Raw genomic sequence first — 20,534 nt, 5'->3', positions numbered from 1 at the left:
TCTCTTCCGCGACAGCTTCATCGCCCTCTTTCACCCTTCGGCCGGTTCCTCCACGACATGCCACGCCTGAAATGCGAGCATCGGATGAACAGTCCCGGAGATCAAGTCCAACCATGCGCGAAATAGGACCGACGACGACTGCCGCGGGAGGCGATTCGATGTCGCTGCCCTGCCGCCGGGGAAGGCCCTCAGCGCCCCGACGGTCGGTGGTGCTCGGTGCCGCGTTGGCGCTGGCGCGGTACCGGCGGCGTCTGCGACAACCGGAGCCGGCGGGCAGTCACGGCCTCGCGGGTACGGGGATGGGCGTCCGGGTTCCCGTTCAGCCACGCGTCCAGGTATCGCAGCGTCCGCTCGGTGTACTCCGGGACGAAACGCGTGCCTGCTCCCTCCACCGCCAGCCGCTCCGCGACCTGGCGCAACAGCGGAAGATAGTAGGTGTTGGGTCTTTCCCGACCCAGTATGTCGAGGGCAAGACTCACCGCCGCGTCCTCGACCGCCGGATCCGGCAGTTCGCCCTGACGGAAGAGTTCGGCGAGCAGCTTGCCGAGGCCCGGGTCGTCCAAACTGTCTCGTCTGATCCATTCGACCGCCACCCGTGATGCCTCCCGTCGCACGGAGTCCGGCAGGATGCGGCTGCCGAGCACGGTGCCGAGCAGTTCGGTGGCGTCCCGCGTACGGCTGTTCGCCGCGCACCAGGCGACGCACGTCAATTGCAGCTCCTCGGCGATGGTTTCGCTGATCGGCCCGCACCCCTTGAGCATCAGGCGCAGCGCCCGTTTCGCCCCCGCCGGCATTCCGGAATCCCCGAGGACGACGCACGACCTGGCAACGAACCGGTTCCAGGCAGCTTGCACCTCGACGCGGTGGGCCAGCAGATGCTTGACCACCCGGTGCTCCCGCTCCGTCGCCAACAGTTCGCCGGAGAGCGCCCCCACTGCGCGCTCGGCGAGCGTCTGCCGGTCTTCCGGGGCCGCCCAGCGATTCCCCAGAGCGGCGCCGAGGAGACGATGGGCGCTGGCTTGCCTCGGGTGCGCGTCCAGCCATCCGAGGGTGGCGTCGAGCGCCCACCGGTACTCCTCGACGGCGAGGTCCGCCCGCCGCAAGACAGAGGTGAGCGGATAGCTCGTGTGTTCGCCGATGGGGTGGCGCCGGATCAACTCGGCCAGCAGCCCCATGACGAGCATCCGGGTGTCGGGGGCAAGCGCCTCGTGGTTCAGCAGCGGCACCAGCAGGTCCCGGGCGACGCTGTCGTCGAGATGCCGGTCGCAGAGCACCAGCGCCTGCTTGGCGTATCGCTCGAACTGGTCGGGCTCGGTGAGCAGCCCGGAGTGCAGCAGCGCGCCCAGCACGCTCGTGCGCTTGTACGTCAACGCGGCAGGGGCGGCCAACCAGGCGGTGGTGCGCCGCGCGAGCGCGTCGCGTTCCTCGGCGGTGAGGCGGATGTCGGCGCGGGTCTCCTCCCGCGCGAAGGTGAGCAGGCGTTCCAGTAGCTGCCCCGCCTCCGGCGAGTCGTCGTTGTGCTCCAGCCACCGCAGCGCCAGGTGGACCGCACGGGGCAGGTCGTTACGGCCGGGCAGGTCGGGAGCGATCAGCCGCTTCAGGACATACGATGCCCCAGGCTGCAGGCCGTGGCCGGCGGGGTGCGCCAGCCACTCCAGGGAATCCTTCACGGCGTCCCTGAACAGGGACGGCGGCAGGTCCCGGCGCCTGCGGTGGCGCTGGAGCACGGGCCCGTAGGAGAAGCTCGCCTCGTGCGGGGCGCGCTGGGCGACCGTGTCCAGCAGGTACCGGGCCGTGCGGGCGAGAGCCTCCCCGGTGAGCTCGGGACGCAGCACCAGCCGACTGGCCACGTAACCAGTCCAGGGATCGGCCGGATGACGTCGTAGCCAGCGCAGCGCTGCCGCGGCCAGCGGGCGGGCGGCCGGGTGGCCGGGTGGCAGGCCGATTCCTCGGCCGAGTTCGAGCAGGGGCTGCAGAACCCGGGAGGCTTCGCGTTCGTCGGCGTGCTGGGCGAGCCAGTCGACGCCGTACTCGGCCATGCGCAGGCGCACGGCCGGATCGACGTCACTGGGCACCTTGATCCGATGGAAGACGGCGCCGGCGGAGAGGAGCGTGCCGTGTCGGCTGAGCCAGGCGAGCAGCGGCGGATACACCACCTCCGGTGCCAGGTCGAGCGCCGCTGCCACGTACGTCTCCCTGGCACCCGGCTGGTCGACGTTCCGCTCGAGCCAGGGCCTGGCGATCCGGTCCGCCAACCGGCGCACCGCCGGCACCCAGGTGGCGCGTCGCAGCAGCAGCCGCAACGTGTCGCCGTCGGGTTCGTCGGCGAGGTACCGCCCGAGACCCGTGGCCGTCTGCTCACACCATCGGTCCACCCCGGCGGCGAGTGCCTCCGCCGCTTCGCGGTCGACGGCCTCGCGCAGCCGGTCCACGGCACGGACGAGGTTGGCCAGCGCCCGGTGCCCACCGAACCCGCTGTCCAGGAGCTTGGGCAGCCATTTGCGGCGCAGCGCCGACGAGTTGGGCTCGAAGAGCACCTGATGCAGGATCTCGTCGGCGAGGAGGTGGTGGGTCACCCGCAGTCCGTCCGGGCCCTGGGTCAGGATTCCGGCCCGGCACAGGGTGTCGATCAGTTCCTGGGGTGACCACACGAACCCGTCCGCGGTACGGATCTCGTCTTCGACTTGGAGGTAGGTCAGCATCTCGGGCAGCGGCCGGGGGGTGGTGGCGGCTGCGTAGGCGACAGCGAAGAGCCGGCCGTCGGGGTCGCCCAGCGGGCGGGACGGACCCGAGCGGCGCATCGACAATTCCTCGCTGTCCAGCACCCGCCGTAGCCAGCCACTGATGCCGGCCGCGCCCACCGGGACCGCGGCACGAATGTCCCGGCCGGCTTTGGCCTGCGCGTCGTACCACCGGGCGAGCAGGGCGGCGACCGCCGGCACGCCGGCGCTGATGCGCGTGACATGCGGCGCCCCGGCTCGCTCGACGGCGTGTGGGGCGAGCGCAAGTACCACCTGGTCGAGGATCAGCCGGTGGTACTGGTCGTCGTCGCGGATCGGGACCCGCTCGAAGCTGTCCCAGAGCTGGGGCGGCCAGCTCTCCGTCTCCCGGGTCGGCGCGGTGGTCAGGACCGCCAGTTGGAGGCCCCTGGACAGTGCGTCCTGCTGGATCTCATACAGGTTGTCGTCGGCCGTTTCCGTGCTGGACCGGATGTCGTCCACGACGATCAGCACCCGTCGCGTCATCCCCCGGACACTCTCCCAGGCCAGGTCCACCGGTTTGCCGCGCAGCAGATGGACCACGAACCAGTCCCGCTGGTCGGCGAGGGCCGCGACCTCGAGGCAGAGCCGGCTCTTGCCGGTGCCCGGCCGCCCGTGGATCAGTACGCCGCTGGCGGGCTGGCGTCCGTCGGCACACTCGGCGAGGGTGGCCAGGATCCGGTCCGGCTTGCTCGGGTGGTCGCCCGGATCGACAAAGGTGACCGGACCGGCCGGCCCCTCACCTTTGGCCGCCAGGGAGTCCGCGTGGATCCAGTGCGGCTCCAGGTCCCGGCGGAGCTGGTTCCAGTTGTCGGGTGGGACCGGCCAGGGTTGGGGGCGGATGCCCTCGTCTTCGAGCAGGCGCTCCCAGCTCGGGTCGTTGACCGCCGCCAGCTCGATGACCTCGTGCGTGCTGACGCCGGACGCGGTCAGGTGGCTGTGGAACACGCCGACCAGCAGTCCGGACGCTCTGGTGATCAAGGCGGCGCCGGACATCCCCTTCCAGGGGCTGTCCGCGGGGTCCGGCGACGGCGTGGGGGTGCTGGCCAACCGGACGCGCAGGGTGCCCGGCTCGCCTGTCTCCGCGGTCCGGATCTCGCACGGCTCGTGGGCTCGGCCCCGCAGATAGTCGTCCGACCCCGCGTTGATGTCGAGATGCTTGGGGTAGCCGAGGACGTCACCGCTCACGACCGTCACGGCGTTTCGGTTCACCCGGCCCAACCGCACCGGAGGCACCGGATCGGGTGGCGGCTTGGTGAAGCGCAGCAGGGCGAGGTCGAGGGTGCTGTCGTGCCAGACGCGGACGACGTCCCGGTAGCGGCCGTCACCGGCGAGGTCCACGCTCAGTTGGGGCCGGTCGGTGGCGTGGGCGGCAGTGAGCACGAGGTGACGGGAGATGCGGTAGCCGGTGGCTAGCTCGATATCCTCCGTGTCGGGGGTGCGGCCCAGAACCCGCGCCACCCGGCGCGGGTTCAGCCCGCTGGGCGAGGGATCCACGGTCTCACCGGGGCAGCCGGCGCAGCTGGTCGCTGGTCTGCACCGGGCGGCCCTCGGCGGTCCGAGCGTCGAGCTGGATCTTGAGCGTCTGCACCTCACTCTGCGAGTGCGAACGTTTCGCCCCGGCCGTGATCACATGGACCCGGATCCCGCCGTCGAGGTCACCGGACCGGGTCAGGGTGGTCTGCAGTTCGAGTTCGAGCGAGGTGACCTCCAGTCGCACCGGCCCGTCCTCCGCCCTGGCCGCCGCCATCGCCCGGGACAGCTCGCTCCTGATCGCACCGAGCGCGGCTGCCAGGCCGATCTCTTCGCCCTGATCCACTAGAACACTCCCCACGGGTGTATCAACTATGGACCATCGATCCTGTCGTATTTTTATTCTCTTGGTCCAGCCCGCACTGTGGACGGGGAGGTCGCCTCAAGCCTCCGCGACGCCTCGGCCGACTGCCACCTCCGCAGCGCGTCCTTGATGCGCCGATTCTCGGCGCGGGCCTCGTCCCGCTCCCGGGACCGTACTCTCAGCTCGTATGCGAGCCGGTGCAACAGCGCGTCGACCTCGTCGACCCGGTAGCCGCGCCGGCCCCGCCGGGTCAGCGGGATCGGCACGGCAACGATCCGCTCCGGGGTAAGCGGGCCGCGCAGAGCGTGGCGGCTGCGATAGACGGTCATCGCCACGGGATCCGTTCCGGCAGGTGGATCCGCTCGGCGGGCACCCCGGCGGCGAGCAGCCGCAGCCGCGACCCGGCCAGCATCGCCGGCGGCCCGCATACGTACACCGCCTGGTCGGGGCGCAGGTGGTCGAGGGCGACGGTGAGCGCGTCGCCCCGCTCCCCCGGGTCGGTCAGATCATCGTGGGAGAACGCCGGCACGATCGTCAGCCAGTCGTGGCGCAGCTTGTCGAGGGTGACCGCGTCGTACAGGCTCTCCACCGAGCGGGCCTGAGCCCAAGTGTTCTGTTCACCATGTTGATCCGTCCTGGGCACTCCAGGTCATCGTTTACGGGAGCCCGGAGATGCTCGCACGGAAAGGGCTGCCTCAATAAGAGGCTGCGACGCGCGCCGTGCTAATAACGACGCAGGCCGGAAAACCACCAAACCATCGTCTGAACGCGAGAACTGACGAGTCCCGGCAAACTCCTGCAGCACTCCCTGAAGAAATTGCGCAAAATAGCTAGCGCGGAACTTGGGGTAGTAGGCCACGTTGTGCGAGAACCAGTATGCCAGGACACCAAAGACAACTACGACCGAAATTCCGATCCAAGTTGAGTCCAACATTGCGTTTACCGAGGCCGCACTTGCAATCGAAAGCAGCGAGACTGGAAGCAGAAGGAGCCATTTGTTCAACCACAAGAACTTCGAAAACCAAAAGTCTCCGGGTGCTCGGAGTTGCGCCAACTGAGCGCAGCTTGGGAAAGTCGTCGTATTGATGACGTCGACAGAGTGCGCATTGGCAACGATGCTGGCGGAATACGTAAGGAGGTTGAGGTTAAGGCCGTAAGCAAGCAGGAAAAGGTTGGAACCAAACGACATTGCCGCGGGTTCGCCAGAGACGAACCAGCGGAAACGCCTTGGAATCGAGGAAGGCGTTCCAAATTTCAAGACGGTAGGGGGCTCTTCGTGGAGAGCGAAGGCGACATAAGGATTGGCCATTGCCGCCTCGCATAAAACCATCGCTTGCTGCAGACTGGGCGTTTTCCGTGAGGCGAGGTCTTCGACGATAAGGGACCGGAAGGGCCGGTTTGACAAGTTCTCTATAACAATCGCCGGATGGTCCTCGACTAGGTCTACCTCAAGTGACCGCGCAAGCCGGAAAGCGGCTTGGGGGTCGACTGACGCATATGATCCTAGAACCGCAACCAACCTTTCGCGGTCCCCTTGAATCAGCATCTTTAGTAATTGCTCAAGCGTTACGGCGGCCGGTTCCCGATTGTAAGCCTGCCGCCACTCTGACTCATCGGCCAGGATGACAGTAAACAGGTGAAGTCTCTGAAGCCAATCGTCATTCCAATGAGATCGAATGGTGCTCGTTAGGTAATCTGCCTCAGACGCGGCATAGAAGGCCCAAGCGGGATGGTCGTAGGCTTGAGTCTCTAGAAAGACGCGACCAAAAACTCGAGGATCCCTCAATATGGCCACGTCATCGAGCATCTTAGCTCTCATGACGCGGGACATTAGGCCGGCGGCAAAGGGAATAACTTCCACCAGTTTGGTGGCGCTCTGGGCGGCATCTGACGAGAAGCTTCGGTGGATCGATACTAATTCGCTCCACCCTGCTTCGCGACCATGGATAGCCTCCTTGGCAGCCAAGAATTCGCAGAAGGTTAGGTGAATGAACCGCAGTGTCTCGCTGCTGCGCTCCTCAGACATTAGGCCCGTCTCTTTACACACTTCCCGAAGCGTGGCTGCGGCCACGTCGCGCGACTTGCACCCGTATATCTCTGTGGTCACCTCAATGGCTCGATCCCATGAGATCAGGTTCGCGGGTTGTGCAGGATCGGTCAGATTTTCGAATGAGAGAATGCCGAACAGCCGCTCGCGCTGTTCGCGGAGTGTGCTCTTGACGGGCGCATCGAGCTGGCGGTTTCTGCGGAACAGCAGAAGCTCGTCCACAACCCGAGAGTAGAATCCCGTTCGGGTGTCGGGCGTCCCCACGCTATTTCCGCCCTGGTCGCTCGCCACGTACATCGCTAGAACTAGGGGATTGCTGCACATCTCCCTAAGGGTCGGCCTGTCTGTTAGTTCTGAGAATATCCTGTTAACAGTCGCCTTCTTTGCTGCCGCATCGGGGTAGGGCCACAGTGATAAGAAGTTGTATATATCACCTGGGGTGAACGGTTGAATGTGGTAGACCCTGGGGAAGGTATCGGAAAACCGAGAACGAATCTGTCTATAGAACTGGGTGCGCATGGTGAGCATGACTCTGTTATGGGGGCTCGCATTACTTAAGCGCTCACTGAGCGAGTTGATGGCCCTTGCGATTATCGGGTAGGTGTCGGACGACACCTCATCTAACCCGTCAAGCATCACTAGTAGGCCCCGGTTACTCAATGACAGGTCGAATAGCTTACCCATTTGATAGCCGCCTACGGCCTCAACTCTCTCCCTAAGCATCCTGATAGCCCAATCGCCGAGAGCTCGATCTGACGTTAGGCGCTTGGGTGGCACAAAGTTCTTCAGTTCCAAGACTAACGGCAGCGGTGCTCGCTTTTCATGCAACGCGTGTCGGCAAGCATCCCTAAATGCCTTCTTTACAAGGGACGTCTTGCCCGATCCGGGGTCTCCTACGATTTGTACCCTGGTCGCGCCGTCCTCCCAAACGTTTCCGTGCTTTGTGGTGACGCGACGAGAGGACGTTTCGAGCCTAAGAGGGACGAAGGTCGAGTCTGTCAGCAGGGCGGCTTCCGAGGCTCCAGGCACTTGAAGGAATTTGGTAGCATCTCTTGCTAGCTCGGCTCGGCAATACCTCTTTAAGCTCATCTTTGTCGCAATCGATTCGGCGATGAACCTGTCCGCCATCCAAAATAGGGCGTCTAGAATCTGCCCTGTATTTGCTTGAACGAAGCGAGATACTCTCCGCAGAATCAAGTAAAAGACTGGGATTGCGACTGCGGTGATTATTGCCGTTTTGATGTCGAATCCGCTCACGTCGCTGGCCTTTCAGGTACATCTGAAGCAGTGTGCGTATCTGAGCTAGATAGGTGGGTGCCGCCGCGCTGCTCCGATCAAGGGTCAAGGGGGCATACTTACCAGCACGTAGGGTCAATTGGAATACTGGTGTAAAGAAGCCGACCTTGCGCGGAGGCTGGCCCGGATGTCCAGAAATCGAGCTGGGCGACGAACTGAGCGACGATCGCGATGCACGCCGGCGGTCAATCACGCACGTCCGGGGACCATCGCAGCAGCTCCGACCGGGTGCAGGAGTAGGTCAAAGGGTCGTGTTGGTTGCCTGGGGGCAAGGAGTCGGCCGCCATCGTGCCCGCTGCGTGCCCGGTTGACCGGTCAACAGCGGCCAGCAAGGGGGACTTTCGCGCCGCCTTCCTTGCCTGGTCAAGGAGACCAGCCTGATCACCAGAACGGGCGCACACCTGGAAGGGGGCCTACCTCGAAATCAAGGCACCTTGCAAACTGGCGGTGGCGTGGGTAGGCGTGCGGCGCTCAGCTTCCCCGGTTCCCAGGACATCCGGGGTGAGGCGGCCGGAGGCTTCCAGGCCGGACCGCCACCGTGATTCAGCCCTGATCAACGACGGGATCGGACGGCTGCCGGACGGATCGCCTGCGGCGAAAGTACCTAGCCGATGCTGGCAGCGATAGCAGCACCAGCGCACCTGTCTCCGCCAACACCGACAAGCCCATCACCACATCAATCACGATCGTGACGGTCGTGTCGGAGATCAAACCATGGGAGCCGCTGGCTCCGGACCCTGCAGGCGCGGCTAGAGAAGAGATGTCACTGATCACGCCGGCGCTCAGGGGCGCCACACCAAGGCCCGGAGATGAGTGCAACCAACCAGGTCAGGATGCGGGCACCGGCCGATCCACGCCAGACCCACATCGCTGCGGCCGCGAAGCCCACCAAGCCGCAGAAGGCGACGGTGAACCAGAGTTGGGTTAGGAACCCGCCTGCTGTACCGCTCGCAGCCAGCACGACGAAGAAACCTGCCTGAAGTAGCGCACACAGCACCAGCAAGAGGGCTGCGGCGGTCACGACCCTGGGCCGACCAGTTGGCCCGTGCACTGGGGGCAGAGGCGACGACACGGCCCTCACCCAAGATCCAGATTCATGTGCAGGGCCATCGTCGAAGCCAGGGAAGTTCGAGAGAGCGGCCCTGGCACTGGGGGCCGGCGATGGCCGCCGACAGCAACGGCGACAGCAACCGGCCCGGACGCGGGCAGCCGCCGGCTGCCAGGCGCGGACTCTCGCCCGAGGTCGCGGACGCGGACGAACCCCGCCGGACGAAGCGCCCAGAACTTGTAAGCGAGATATCGCGGGTCGAGCCGAGAGCCGGCGGTCGGACCGGTTACTGAGTCGGAAGGCACTCGGGGTGCAACTCGCCCGGCACCGGCCCCACCACTCCCGGCGGCCAGGCAGTCCGGTCATCGGGCGTCGTGCACCGCACCAGACCACTGGTTAATCCGTCGGTCAGGACGAGGCTAGTGCCCCTCAGGATGGTGCCGTTCAGGTCTGCATCACTTAGCTTTGCGCCGGGCAGCTTGGCGCCGGTCAGGTCCGCGTCGGCTAGAGCGGCGTGCCTCAGGTCTGCATTTTCTAGGAGAGCGTCTCTGAAAGTCGCACGCTCTAGAACGGCGCGAGAAATGTCCGCATACGTCAGGTTGGTGACGCTGACATTGGCTTGATGGAGCTCTGCCTCGCTCAGGTTTGCCTGGGCAAGGTTCGCCATGTGTAGATTTGCGTCGATCAGGACCGCATGCCTGAACTGCGTGGACACTAGGTACGCGCCCTCAAGGTTCGCCCGATCCAGGTCGGCGTAGGCCAAGCGGGTCTCCGCCAGATTGGCACCGATGAGGTTCGCTCTGCTCAGATCCGCGCCGGTCAGATCAATGCCACTCAGATCGATCATCTGAGAGCCCTCCACGGCGGGCCTGTGGCCCAGGACGGTCAGCGCGGCCTGCACGTCCGTAGCCGGCCGCGGCGGATGGACAGGGTCGATAACACCGGGGGAGGGAACGGCACCATTTTTCGGGGCTGCTGGGGTCCGGGGACTGTGGCCGCGGACGTACGCGCTAAGCACCTCGACGAGATTGCGTCGATCGCCGGGCGAGTCGCGCATGAGGCGTTCCAGCGCGTAGATGCCACCGAGGCGTACATCGAGCTTGTCTGAGCCCAACTGCTCGATGGCCCTGGTAAAGCGGTCGGTTACCTGGCCCCGCTCGGCCAACTCTTGCTGCTTCCGGTTGGCCTCGTTGGTGTAGAACAGGCCCGCAGCTACAAGCAGCACCGACAGGATGCTGGCCAGGGTGGTCGCGGTCTGCTTCCAGTCCGGCCGGCCGTCCTGGTGAGGACGCCGAGGCTGCTGGCGCAGGGACCACTGCGGCTGACGGCGCGGGGGGAGGGCCACGGTGGATCGGGTCGGCCGTGCGCGACGCGACGCGGCCAGGCGGTGACGCAGTGACGGCATGGCCTCCATTGGACAACTGCGGATCCACTTCCTGCCATCGCTCATAGGTATTGCGACGGTAGTCGATGTGGACGTGACGGCCGCGACAATCCCGATGTCCTGATGGCGGGCGGAGCAGCATGACCTGAGCCGCCGACCGCCGTGCGCGGAAGTCGCCCGAGGTGGGTGGATGCAGACAGCCCCGACCGGACGAAACGCCCAGAACTTGTAGGCGAGACGTCGGCAAGCGAGGCAGCGAGAAGGCCGCGCACGCCTCGCTTCAGCCCGGTTTCGAACGTCAAGCAACGACCGCCGGCACCTGCTGACCGACATCGGCTGCCATCGCTGCCCAGCGGCCGATAGGTTGGCTCCGCATCCCCCAGCGGGGGTCGGAACTCGCTCTCGCCCTGGTCGCCGTACCGCGCCCAAGTGCCGCAGCCCCCGGCGCCGTCGGACCGTCAGCGACCGTCTCGCCGGCAACCCACGGGTTCAGGGCCGGGCACAAATCCGGCACAACCGAGCGCGAGTAACGCCGGAAGACGTCGGAAAGCGACGGAAGGCGTTTCAGCAGGTCAGAAGCCGTGCCGGGGGTCGCGTGGGAGGCCGGAAGGCTGGGGCTCTTACTTCCAGCGGAAATGCACGAACTGGCCCTGGGTCAGCCGAGCGCCGGCCGCGGAGGCAACTTGACCGCGTCAGGCGTCCTCGCGAGCGAGCGCGCACTGCCGTCAGTTTCGTCCCACAGCACAGGGAGGGCCGAGGCCTGGAAATGCCAGAGCTGCGATTGCATTGACCGGCGGGCGGGCGTGGTCGGAAAGCATGGCCTCGAGCCGGTGACGCGTACCAATGAGTGTCATTCTGCGACCTGTCGGGGCCTGGAGGCCGCCGCGGCACCGCTTCGGCGCTCGCACACGAGGCCGCGGCCACCTCTGCGCAGGCGGCCGGGCCTCGTCGTGTGCGGAACGGGTTAGGGTGGTTACTCCAGGTCTCGGACGGTCGCTGCCATTCGGTGGGCCGCCCACTCGCCGGCCCAGGCCGCGAGGTCGTGCACCCATCCCTCGGTGCTCTGCCGGGATTTGGCTGACCATTTCGAGGCGTTCCTCGATGCGAAATCGTCCAAGATCTCGCGGTCGGTCGTAGTCCAGGCGGGGAACTGCTCCAGCCAGTCCTCTGCCTGTTCGGGAGTGTGGCCGCTGCCCATCAGCCATTGGACGAGCAGTGCCAGTTCGACCCACGGGGCCGCCTTGGTCGCCCATGCCCAGTCGACGATCCGTAGGCCGCCTGGAGTCATGATCAAGTTGGCCGGATTGAGGTCGGAGTGGACCAGCATTCCGCCGTCCATCGCGGGATGCGCGAAGCCGAGCCGGGCCGCCGGGGTGAACCACGGCTCGCCTAGGACAGGGGTCTCCTGGAGTCCCTTCAGTGCCATCGCGAGCAGGTCGAGATCCGCGCTACCGGGCGACAGGTCGGGGTGGGGACCGTCGAGATGTTCGGTCCCCACCACCAACCAGCCGTCGCGCTCGAAGTGCCACAGGACTGCGGGCGGGTACGAGCGGACGGCCTGGGTGGCCGCCAGCTCGTAACGCAGTGACTGGACGCTCAACCGGGCAGAGGCCGCCTTGACGAAGACCTTTCCGCCTGCCCCGGTGAGGGTCGATGCGATCTCGGCATGGTCACCGCTCGGAGCCGGGACTACGTCGAAGGCGCCGCCGATCCGTTCGGCGATCCCCGCTTTGACGGTGTCCGGCAGAGCGGTCCAGTCGCTGTGCATCAGTGCTCCAATTGGCTAGGCCACACTGGGCTGAGGCGGGTTCGGAGGGCAGCAGGACTCAGCCTCCCCGTTCCAGAATTCCATGTCGACCAGGTAGCCGGTGCGGTGCAACGCCGCCAGCGTGTAGGTGATGGCGGTGCCGTCCTGCATGGCCTCGGTGAGGATCGGGCGGTGGTGCAGGTAGTGGCCCGCGATCTCCATGCAGGCGGCGGTATAGGGCTCGCTGATCTGGAGGGCGGCGTGCCAGACGGCGTCGACCGGACGGGTCGGGACGACCCGGTAGGACTCGCCGGTCGGCAACAGCAGCCCGAAGTCGGGGGTGTCCTCCGCGTCGGCGTGCGCCTTGAGGAAGACGAGGAACTGTCCGACTGCCCCGTTCGGCGTAGGTCTGGGTGACCTCCTGCTTGGCGACGAAGTAGCGGGTGATCTTGTCGAACGTCTCGGCGGAGACGAGGGTTCGGGGATCTGCGGCGGCCGTGGTCGGCCTGTCTGCGGTAGTGGTCAAGCCTCCTCCTTGAGGGGGTGAGTTCGGAGAGTCGGTCTCCGCGCCGTGGTACAGCCGGCCGGGTCACGTCATCGGGTGGCGTGGCCTGGTCGGGGGCTTGTGCAGCCCGCACGGCTGAGCGGCCACAGTCTTGGCCCGCTTGGCAGATGCAGGGGCAGGTCCGCCCGGTAGCCGTGCGCGCTCAGCAGGTCCCGGGCGGCCTCGGTGGTGGTGACGGCGTAGGTGGGAAGGCCGGTGCCGTCGACGAGATCGTGGTGACGGTCAAGCAGGTCGCCGGCGGTGCGCCATCCGTAGTTGGGATGCACGGCTAGCCAGGACAGCCAGTGGTGCGGCGCGGCGGACCTGTAGTTATGGACTGCGGCGTTCAGTTCGGCGAGTCGGGACGCGGCCCGCCCGGCGAACGTTGTGAGGTGGTGGTCCCTGAGCATCCAGCGGTCGGTGTTTGGGGCGTGGGCGCGCCATACCGCGACTGCCGACCAGTCCAGCGCCACCTCGACGCGGCCCGTCTCGATGGCGTGGTCGACGTCGACCGCGAGCAGCGGGTGCAGGACCTGCAGCCGTTCTTGCGGGTCCGGCAGCAGCCACTCGGCGACCGGGTCGTGCTCCAGTGCGGTAACCAGCAGCGCCGTGACAGCGGCGACGTCGGCGGGTCTCGCCCGACGTGAGGGGGCGGCCAGGGTGTTGCTCACCGGGACCGCCTGTGCGGCGACATGGCCGTACGCACCTGCTCACCGACGCTTCCGTCGTTCTGCGGGCGCCACATCGGCCAGAGCGGCGGGGCCTCGAACGACGCCTGCATTGGCTCGCCGGCCTGGTAGCCGTGCCGCAGGTACAGGTCCCGGTTGCGGGTGTTGGACGCCTCCAGGTACGCCGGCCGGGCCTCCGCGTCGATGGTCTTGTGTGCGTGGTGGAGCAGCATCGACCCGACCCCACGGCCCTGCCATGCGGGGTCGACGGCGAGGTACGCCAGGTAGTCGTGCGGCATGGGCGGGTGGTTCGCCGCGAACACTGCGTCGAGCAGGTGGAACTTCGGCGCGTACTTTCCGCACGCCAGATCCAGCTGCTGCAGCAGTGCCGGGTCGGCCGGGGCGGGCGCTGCATCGCGTCGGTACCAGATGGCTACCGCGGACAGGTTGGTGGTGGTGTGGACCCGGCCGTGCCGTAGGCCGAGGTCCAGCATCAGCCGGAAGTAGCGGTAGTAGACGACGCGGCGTTCGGTGCGGTTCGGGATCAGCCAGTCGGCGACGGGCCCGTCAAGGAACGCGTCGACCAGCATGGGCAACAGCGGGCGAGCGTCGGGGGCGGTGGCCCGACGGACTCCGAGCCCGGCACGAACGGTCATGATGGTGCTCCTCATGCGGGCTGGTGGACAGGATCAGAGACGTGCTGCGCGGCTGTCGCGGCGTCCGCGCCGAGACCGATCACCTGGTACACGTCGGGTCGAGACGAGCGCAGGACGAGTGCCCACACCAGCCCGATCAGCGCGGCGACCCCGTAGGCGGCGGGGAACAGCCACCTCAGCGGCGACGCCGGTTCGACGCCGAGGAGGGTGTCGAACTGGCTGATCGTGACGGTGAGGATCGTGCCGAGCGCGGTGGTCGCCAGGGTCGGCGCGAGGAGCGTCCGCCACGGCCCGTCCGTGTTCCGGGTTCGGGCGAAGAACGCGACCACTGCGGCGGAGGTGACCGTCATCAGGATCAGGACGCCCAGCCCGCCGGTGACGGTGACCCAGAAGAACAGGTGCACGATCGGGTCCGCGTCCACGTACGCGTACCCGAAGATGACGGCCAGGGCCAGGGTGCTCTGTGTGATGGATCCCCACTTCGGGGCTCCCGTGCGCCGGCTGGTCTGGCCGAGCACGGCCGGGAGCACCCGTTCCCGGCCGAGGGCGAACAGGTACCGGGCCACGGTGTGGTGGAAGCTGAGCAGAGCGGCGAACAGGCTGGTGATGAACAGGATCCGGCCGGCGGTGATAATCGACTGCGCGAGGTGCGAGGACACCAGGTTGAAGATCAGGTCGGTGCCGTCCGTGCTGGCCGCGTCCACGATCTTGTCCGGGCCGGTGGCCACGGACATCGCCCAAGCCGACCCGCCGTATAGCAGGCCTGTGATGGCCACCGCGATGTACGTCGCCCTGGGCACGGTCCGCTTCGGGTCCTTGGTCTCCTCGGCGAACACGGTTGTGCCCTCGAACCCCACAAAGCCGGTGATGGCCGTGACGAGGGCGGCGCCGATGCCGGCGGCCAGGATGTGGGAGGGGGCGAGGGTGTCGAACGTGACGGTCCCGCCGGCCGGATGGCTGACCATGACCACGTCGTAGACAAGCGCGATGACGACCTCTGCGACGAGCATGACCGCGAGGACCACGCCGTTGAGGTCGATCCGCAGCACCCCTAGCACGGACACCACCGCCCACCCGGCGAGAGCGCAAAGCCACCAGGTGGTGTGCCAGCCACGGTCGTCGAGGTAGGCGGCCAGGACTGCGCCGAATCCGCCGTAGAGGCCGATCTGCATGGCGTTGTAGCCGAGGACGGCGATCATCGCCGTGGCCACGCCAGCGGGTTTGCCGAGGCCCCGGGTGACGTAGGTGTAGAACGCACCCGCGTTGATGATCCGCCTGCTCATGGCGACATAGCCGACGGAAAACAACGCGAGGACCGCAGCGACCACGAGGTACGACACCGGGATGCCGACCACGCGGGTGACGGCGTACCCGGTCGTTGCGCCGCCGGCTACCACCGTGAGCGGGGCGGCGGCGGCGATCACGAAGAACACGACAGCGAACGTGCCGAGCCGGCCACGTGCCAGCACAGCCGATAAGGCGTCAGGAGGAGATGAGGACATGGGGAAGTTCTCCCAAGAGGTAGAGGTGGAAGGGTGAAGCGTCCGCACGGCGGGGTGCGGGTGAGACGGACCGCAACCTCAGGTGCGGTGGCTCATGACGGCGTTGCCGATCGCGGCGTTGAGGGCAGCCAGCAGGTCCCGCATCGGCGGTGGAGCCTCAGCCAACAGTTGTCTCAGGTACGCGGTCGAGGCATGGGACGTGCCCTGGAGGATCCATTGATCAAGCCGGACCTCCCGGGCGATCCCAGCGAGGGCGAGGTCGAATGTGTCCAATGGTTCGAGTTGGCGCAGCGACCCCACCAGCCGTGCCCACGACCAGGCGGCCACGTTCATGTCCGTCGGCTCGAACACCGTGACGGTCTTGAACATCCGCCGGTAGGTCACCGGCCGGACCATCCCGGCCTGCAACAGCCGTTTCGCGACCAGGTCGTAGGAGGTCGCGGCGAGGTAGGCCAGCCAGGTGCGAGTGGCGGTGTGCTGCGGCGAGGCAATCAGCTGGGCCAATACCTGGTGTTGCAGCCAGTCGTCCGGCGCACGGCGATCCAGGATCGTCAGATCCCCACGCTCGAAATGGATCCAGCGGGCGGAGCCCAGCTCGGCGAGCAGCGCGGCGGCCAGCCCGAAGGTGATCGAGCTGTGGGGCAGCCGCGGCCTCCCGCTCTGGTCGTCGTGGGCGAGCATGAAGAACTCGTCGGCGAGCAGCTTCGGCTTGTGCGGGCCGCTCCTGACCCTCTCGTGGGTCAGGTTGGGCATCGGTTCCGGTTGCACGTGCATGGTCGGGCGGTCGTCTGCGCCCGGGGGCGTGATCACCACGGCTGGCTTCTCTCGGGTTACGTCGGTCAGATGGGGAGTCGGTGCGGAGGCGGTGGAGCCTGGGATGTCGGTCGAGCTCCAGCAGCGCCCACCACTCCCACAGCAGGGGCCTTCGGGTGGGCAGTTGAGACAGCGGCCGTGCTCGTGCGCCCCGCTGTCGCAGAACCGTCGGCTGGGCAGTCGGGACAGCGGCGCCGCTCGTGCACGTTGACGGTCAACAGCGCGACCGCCAGCCGGTCGCCGGACCGGTTCGTCCAGACGGCTCGGTCCGCACAGCCGTTGAGCGCCGTCACGAACTCGGTGACGTATCGCAATTCGCTGGCGCGGGCCAACATGTCGCCGATCGGCTCGCGAAGGACGTTGCCGGCGATGAAGTCGGCGTACTGGGGGCTTTTGATGCCGAGCAGTTCCGATGACAGCAGGACCACCTGGCCGTCGTGGGCGACTGTGGGGATCGGTTCGTGCGGGGCGTGGTCGGTGAAGCCGGCGCGGGTGACCCCGAGGTAGTCGGCGAAGCGATCTAGGTCGCGGATCCGGAGCGGACTGCCGGCGAGCCGGTGCCGAAGACGTCGGCTCCAGAACCGGTACGCGGCTTCCTCCGGCACCGGCGTGCGGGCGGCGCCTTCCTGCTCCTCGATGTTGAAGACCACCGACTCGCAGCTCGGCAGGGCGGTGAAGAACTCGACGGGGTCGTTGGCGTGGTCGATGGTTTCGGGTGTGACGACGCAGATCACCGAGTACGGCAGACCGGCCTCGGCCAGTACTCGCGTGCCGCGGATCGTTCGGGCCGTCGTCGCATTTCCGGCCCGGTCGAGCCGGTTTCGGTTGAGGGAGCCGGGCCCGTCGATGCTGACGCCGATCTCTAAGTCGTAGGCGGCGAACAGATCGCACCACTGCTCGTGGATGAGCGTCGCGTTGGTCTGGCTCTCGTGCCGCACCCGCCCAGCCCGCCGCAGAGCCTCAAAGGGGGCGAGCAATTCACGGAAGATGTCGATCGGTGTGGCGCTGGGCTCACCGCCGTGCCACACCACGCTCACCGGATGAACGCTGCCCTGCTGCTCGATCGACCGGGCGCAGGCGGTCGTAACGGAGACGGACATGAACTGGCGCGCGCGCCGGTCAGGCAGGTAGCAGTAGCTGCAATCCAGGTTGCAGAAGCTGGTGGGCTGCGGAACCAGGGTGTGGAAGGTCCCGGCGATGACGGGCTGCCCTGTGGCAGCGATGATGCCGATGCCCCGGACGCTCATGTCTCCTCCGGTGTCTGCGGGTGTGAGGTGGAGGACGGGTGGCAGCCACGGTTGCGGGTCGGCCAGCCGAGAAAACGGTCGAACAAATCCCTGACGTCGCCGCTGGTGCTCGGGTTGAGGCGGTGCAGATCGTCGATCGCTTCGTGTAGAAGGCCAGCCAGGTAGACGAGCAGATTGAGCCGGCTGCCCTGGTAGCTGCCGAGGAGATCGAGCTTTGCCCGTCCGCACGGCCAGGGCTGACCGCACGCCCGGCACAGCCAGAGCGGACGCAGCGGCAAGTGCCCTGAAGAAGCGGCCACGGACCCGTCGGCACCAGCGGCAGCCACGCCGTCGCCGTTCATCGACGGTCGCTCTCCCGCGCCTGCCGCTCGAGCACGATCCGCCATACGTGCGTCAAGAGTGGCGGATCGGTCGAGCCCGGCCGCGCCGACGCCGGAAACGCCGCTGGGCGGTCTGTCGTCAGCTCGCCGGTCGCGGCGTACCGCGACACATACACCGTCATGGTCGGCCCCCGGCCGGCGCTGGCCTCTGTATGCGGTGGGCTTGCCGGCATCCCGGCAAGCCCACCGCCGTCGGCCAGCGGCTGGGAGCAGACCGCCGGCCACCCGCCCACGCAGCCCTGCTGGCGGTACGCGAACGGGGAGTCATCCGTGCGATCGACGGAGTGCCCCGCGCGAGCACTTGCCGGTGCGTCGGGTCGCACTCCGACCTGTCGCCCATCGGTACGTCCATCTGGATCTCCCTGGCGTGAGGTTGCCGCTGGCCCACCGGCGCTCCGCTGGGGATCGGCGCGTCGGCACATCCAGGCTGGCTCGGGCGGTGGACGGACGGAATGTCTCGCCGGTGCACCCGCGGTGCACCTGCCGTCACCCCATGTGCGGCTAAAATCACCTCCACCGGTGACTGTCCGTTCCGGAAGGACGTGCGATGGCTACGGTGACGACCTGGACCGGCCAGGACGCGAACGCGCTCCGGAATGCGTTGCGGATGAGCGTGACCGCCTTCGCCGAGCACCTCGGCGCGGCGCGGCGGACCGTGGCCAAGTGGAGCAGCCAGGGCGACAAGGTGCTCCCCCGCGCGGACATGCAGGCCGCGCTGGACACCGTGCTGGCTCGAGCCACGCCTGAGGTACGGGAACGCTTCGAGGCGCTGCGGACGGCTGGCACCAGCGGTGCAACGGCGGGTGCCACGCGGCCGGATGCCGGCGCGCATGCGGATACTGGCGATGACGGAGATGGCGACTCGGGCTCGGATGGTGACGTGCGACGCAGAGACCTCCTACGCGGAGCAGCGATCGGCGTAGCCGCCGCACCCAAGGTCGCTCCGCTGCTCGACGCGCTCTTCTCGCCACCGAACTCGGACGGTGCGGCTCTCTACTTTCCGCAGTTCACCCAAGCCGTCGCTGCCGCCAAGGTCGACTATCAGGCCTGCCGGTACGAGCGCGTACTCGACCGGCTCGTGACGCTGCTGCCGTCCCTCGAACCGGTGAAGTCCGGCGCGGATGGCGAGCGGCGGCAACGGGTCGAGGTCCTGGCCGCCGACCTGTACCACGTCGTCGGCAGTGTCCTGCTGAAGGTGGGCGATCGCGGGGCGGCCCTGGTAGCGGCCGAGCGGAGCACCCGCGCCGCTGCGGCGAGTCAGGACCCGGTGGCGATCGCCGCGAGCGCCCGGATCATGACCCACGCGCTCATGGGCAACGGCCACGACGCCCAGGCGGTGACCCTCGCCGGGAACGCGGCCGACTCCCTCGACCGGGACACCCGCCTCGCATCAACCGATGCGGTGGCCGTCTACGGCGCCCTCGTCCTCCGAGGGGCCATCGCCGCCGCCCGCCGAGACGACCGGAACACCGCACACACGATGCTCGAAGAGGCAACCCGCGCTGCAACCCGCCTCGGCTACGACGGCAACGACCGGTGGACCGGCTTCGGCGCCACCAACGTCCTGCTGCACCGGGTCAACATCGCACTGACCCTCGGCGATGCCGGCACAGCCATCGCGATCGCCCGCACGGTGCCGCTGGAGAAAGTGACGCTGGCTGAGCGCAAGGCATCCCTGTTCGTTGACGTGGCACGCGCCTACACCCAGTGGGGCCGCTACGAGCACGGCCTCAGCGCGCTGCGCACCGCGTACGAGGTGGCACCCGAGGAGATCCGCTGCCGGCCTGCGGTCCAGCGCATCGCCAGCGACCTCGTCATGCTCGCCACCGGCCCTGTCCGGGCCGCCGCTGTCGGTTTCGCCCAAAATGCCGGGGTCAGGCTGTGACCGGGGGTCACCTCCGGATCGTCGTCTGCGGCGCCGGTCCGGCCCTCGACGTAACCCAACTCGTCAAGGCCGCACAGAAGCGATCATGGACAGCGGCGGTCACGGCCACGCCGAGCGCGATGGACTTCATCGAACCGCAGCCGCTCGAGATCCTCACCGGTCAACCGGTCCGATCGACGTACCAGTCGTCGCCCGGCACCCGCCGGTCGCTTCCCCCCACCGATGCCTTGGTCATCGCCCCCGCGACCTACAACTCGATCAACAAGATCGCCCTCGGCCTCGCCGACAACTACGCCATGACCTCCGTCGCCGAGCTGATCGGCAGGCAGGTGCCGACCGTCATCGTCCCGTTCGTCAACGCCGCCCTCGCCGCGCGGGCGCCGTTCCGGCACGCCGTGGCCAGCCTCCGCGGCGAAGGGGTACGCGTCCTGCTCGGCCCTGACGACCAATGGGAACCGCACCCCCCCGGCAGCGGCAATGAGCGGCAGAAAGCCTTCCCCTGGACAGTGGCTTTCGAGACAGCGGCCCACTTTGCCCACGAATCTCGAACGGCCGCTTCCGGCCACGCCTGACCGCAACGAGCCAGCCGCCGTGTCGCGCCCCGCCCCCTGACGACGATATGCACACGACCCTCCGACGCCTCACCAAATGAGACGCGCCCTTACGATCTTGTGCACAATGGGACGGTTGGTGGTGCCCGTCCGACGTAGGCGATGATCTT

The 20,534-nt window shown here is 67.3% G+C and carries 18 protein-coding genes and 1 pseudogene; 2 read left to right on the top strand and 17 right to left on the bottom strand.

What is annotated here, in order from left to right; translation table 11 throughout:
• Positions 1-188: 188 nt before the first annotated feature.
• From ACGF4F_RS04930 to amcA, 17 genes and pseudogenes are all read right to left on the bottom strand, one after another.
• On the bottom strand, positions 189-4,256 hold the full coding sequence (locus ACGF4F_RS04930; protein WP_393074924.1) for a trypsin-like peptidase domain-containing protein: 4,068 nt from the start codon (positions 4,254-4,256) through the stop codon (positions 189-191).
• A gap of 4 nt (positions 4,257-4,260) precedes the next feature.
• The gene (locus ACGF4F_RS04925; RefSeq protein WP_393074921.1) at positions 4,261-4,578 is read right to left on the bottom strand and encodes a trypco2 family protein; all 318 of its coding nucleotides are present in this window, start codon (positions 4,576-4,578) and stop codon (positions 4,261-4,263) included.
• 53 nt (positions 4,579-4,631) lie between these two features.
• Positions 4,632-4,925, bottom strand: a complete 294-nt coding sequence (locus ACGF4F_RS04920; protein WP_393074918.1) for a hypothetical protein — start codon at positions 4,923-4,925, stop codon at positions 4,632-4,634.
• Entirely contained in the window at positions 4,922-5,185 is a 264-nt protein-coding gene (locus tag ACGF4F_RS04915; RefSeq protein WP_393074915.1) for a hypothetical protein, read from the bottom strand. Before ACGF4F_RS04915 ends, ACGF4F_RS04920 begins: the two co-directional genes overlap by 4 nt.
• A gap of 60 nt (positions 5,186-5,245) precedes the next feature.
• Complete coding sequence (locus tag ACGF4F_RS04910) at positions 5,246-6,865, bottom strand: hypothetical protein (protein ID WP_393075632.1); 1,620 nt, start codon at positions 6,863-6,865, stop codon at positions 5,246-5,248.
• 207 nt (positions 6,866-7,072) lie between these two features.
• Positions 7,073-7,732: pseudogene (locus ACGF4F_RS04905) on the bottom strand (NACHT domain-containing protein); the annotation flags it as partial.
• 750 nt (positions 7,733-8,482) lie between these two features.
• A complete protein-coding gene (locus tag ACGF4F_RS04900; protein WP_393074912.1) occupies positions 8,483-8,713 on the bottom strand; it encodes a hypothetical protein in 231 nt (76 codons plus the stop codon).
• Between the two features lie 560 nt (positions 8,714-9,273).
• A complete protein-coding gene (locus ACGF4F_RS04895) occupies positions 9,274-10,392 on the bottom strand; it encodes a pentapeptide repeat-containing protein (protein WP_393074909.1) in 1,119 nt (372 codons plus the stop codon).
• Positions 10,393-11,344: 952 nt separating this feature from the next.
• Entirely contained in the window at positions 11,345-12,139 is a 795-nt protein-coding gene (locus ACGF4F_RS04890; RefSeq protein WP_393074906.1) for a phosphotransferase family protein, read from the bottom strand.
• Between the two features lie 15 nt (positions 12,140-12,154).
• Positions 12,155-12,439, bottom strand: coding sequence for a hypothetical protein (locus tag ACGF4F_RS04885; RefSeq protein WP_393074903.1), 285 nt, complete (start codon positions 12,437-12,439; stop codon positions 12,155-12,157).
• A gap of 273 nt (positions 12,440-12,712) precedes the next feature.
• Positions 12,713-13,333 carry a hypothetical protein gene (locus ACGF4F_RS04880; RefSeq protein WP_393074900.1) on the bottom strand — a complete coding sequence of 207 codons (621 nt, stop codon included), beginning with the start codon at positions 13,331-13,333 and terminating at the stop codon, positions 12,713-12,715.
• The gene (locus ACGF4F_RS04875; protein WP_393074897.1) at positions 13,330-13,986 is read right to left on the bottom strand and encodes a GNAT family N-acetyltransferase; all 657 of its coding nucleotides are present in this window, start codon (positions 13,984-13,986) and stop codon (positions 13,330-13,332) included. Before ACGF4F_RS04875 ends, ACGF4F_RS04880 begins: the two co-directional genes overlap by 4 nt.
• Before the next feature lie 11 nt (positions 13,987-13,997).
• The gene (locus ACGF4F_RS04870) at positions 13,998-15,488 is read right to left on the bottom strand and encodes an APC family permease (RefSeq protein WP_393074894.1); all 1,491 of its coding nucleotides are present in this window, start codon (positions 15,486-15,488) and stop codon (positions 13,998-14,000) included.
• Between the two features lie 78 nt (positions 15,489-15,566).
• Positions 15,567-16,241 (bottom strand): GPP34 family phosphoprotein, encoded by a 675-nt coding sequence (locus ACGF4F_RS04865; protein WP_393074891.1) that lies wholly within the window; start codon positions 16,239-16,241, stop codon positions 15,567-15,569.
• 86 nt (positions 16,242-16,327) lie between these two features.
• Positions 16,328-17,548, bottom strand: a complete 1,221-nt coding sequence (gene amcB / locus ACGF4F_RS04860; RefSeq protein ID WP_393074888.1) for a cyclophane-forming radical SAM peptide maturase AmcB — start codon at positions 17,546-17,548, stop codon at positions 16,328-16,330.
• Complete coding sequence (locus tag ACGF4F_RS04855) at positions 17,545-17,889, bottom strand: hypothetical protein (RefSeq protein ID WP_393074886.1); 345 nt, start codon at positions 17,887-17,889, stop codon at positions 17,545-17,547. The genes amcB and ACGF4F_RS04855 overlap by 4 nt, the downstream gene beginning before the upstream one ends.
• Positions 17,886-18,050, bottom strand: coding sequence for a multiple cyclophane-containing RiPP AmcA (gene amcA, locus ACGF4F_RS04850; RefSeq protein WP_393074883.1), 165 nt, complete (start codon positions 18,048-18,050; stop codon positions 17,886-17,888). The genes ACGF4F_RS04855 and amcA overlap by 4 nt, the downstream gene beginning before the upstream one ends.
• 425 nt (positions 18,051-18,475) lie before the next feature.
• Here amcA and ACGF4F_RS04845 point away from each other — a divergent pair, with 425 nt between their 5' ends.
• Both ACGF4F_RS04845 and ACGF4F_RS04840 read left to right on the top strand, forming a co-directional pair.
• A complete protein-coding gene (locus tag ACGF4F_RS04845) occupies positions 18,476-19,813 on the top strand; it encodes a hypothetical protein (protein WP_393074880.1) in 1,338 nt (445 codons plus the stop codon).
• Positions 19,810-20,385 (top strand): flavoprotein, encoded by a 576-nt coding sequence (locus tag ACGF4F_RS04840; RefSeq protein WP_393074877.1) that lies wholly within the window; start codon positions 19,810-19,812, stop codon positions 20,383-20,385. Before ACGF4F_RS04845 ends, ACGF4F_RS04840 begins: the two co-directional genes overlap by 4 nt.
• Positions 20,386-20,534: the final 149 nt, after the last annotated feature.

This window comes from Micromonospora sp. NPDC047740 (assembly GCF_043204735.1).
Lineage (GTDB): Bacteria > Actinomycetota > Actinomycetes > Mycobacteriales > Micromonosporaceae > Micromonospora.
The sequence above is the reverse complement of the archived record's forward strand: the minus strand, read 5'-3'. Positions and strand labels throughout refer to the sequence as shown.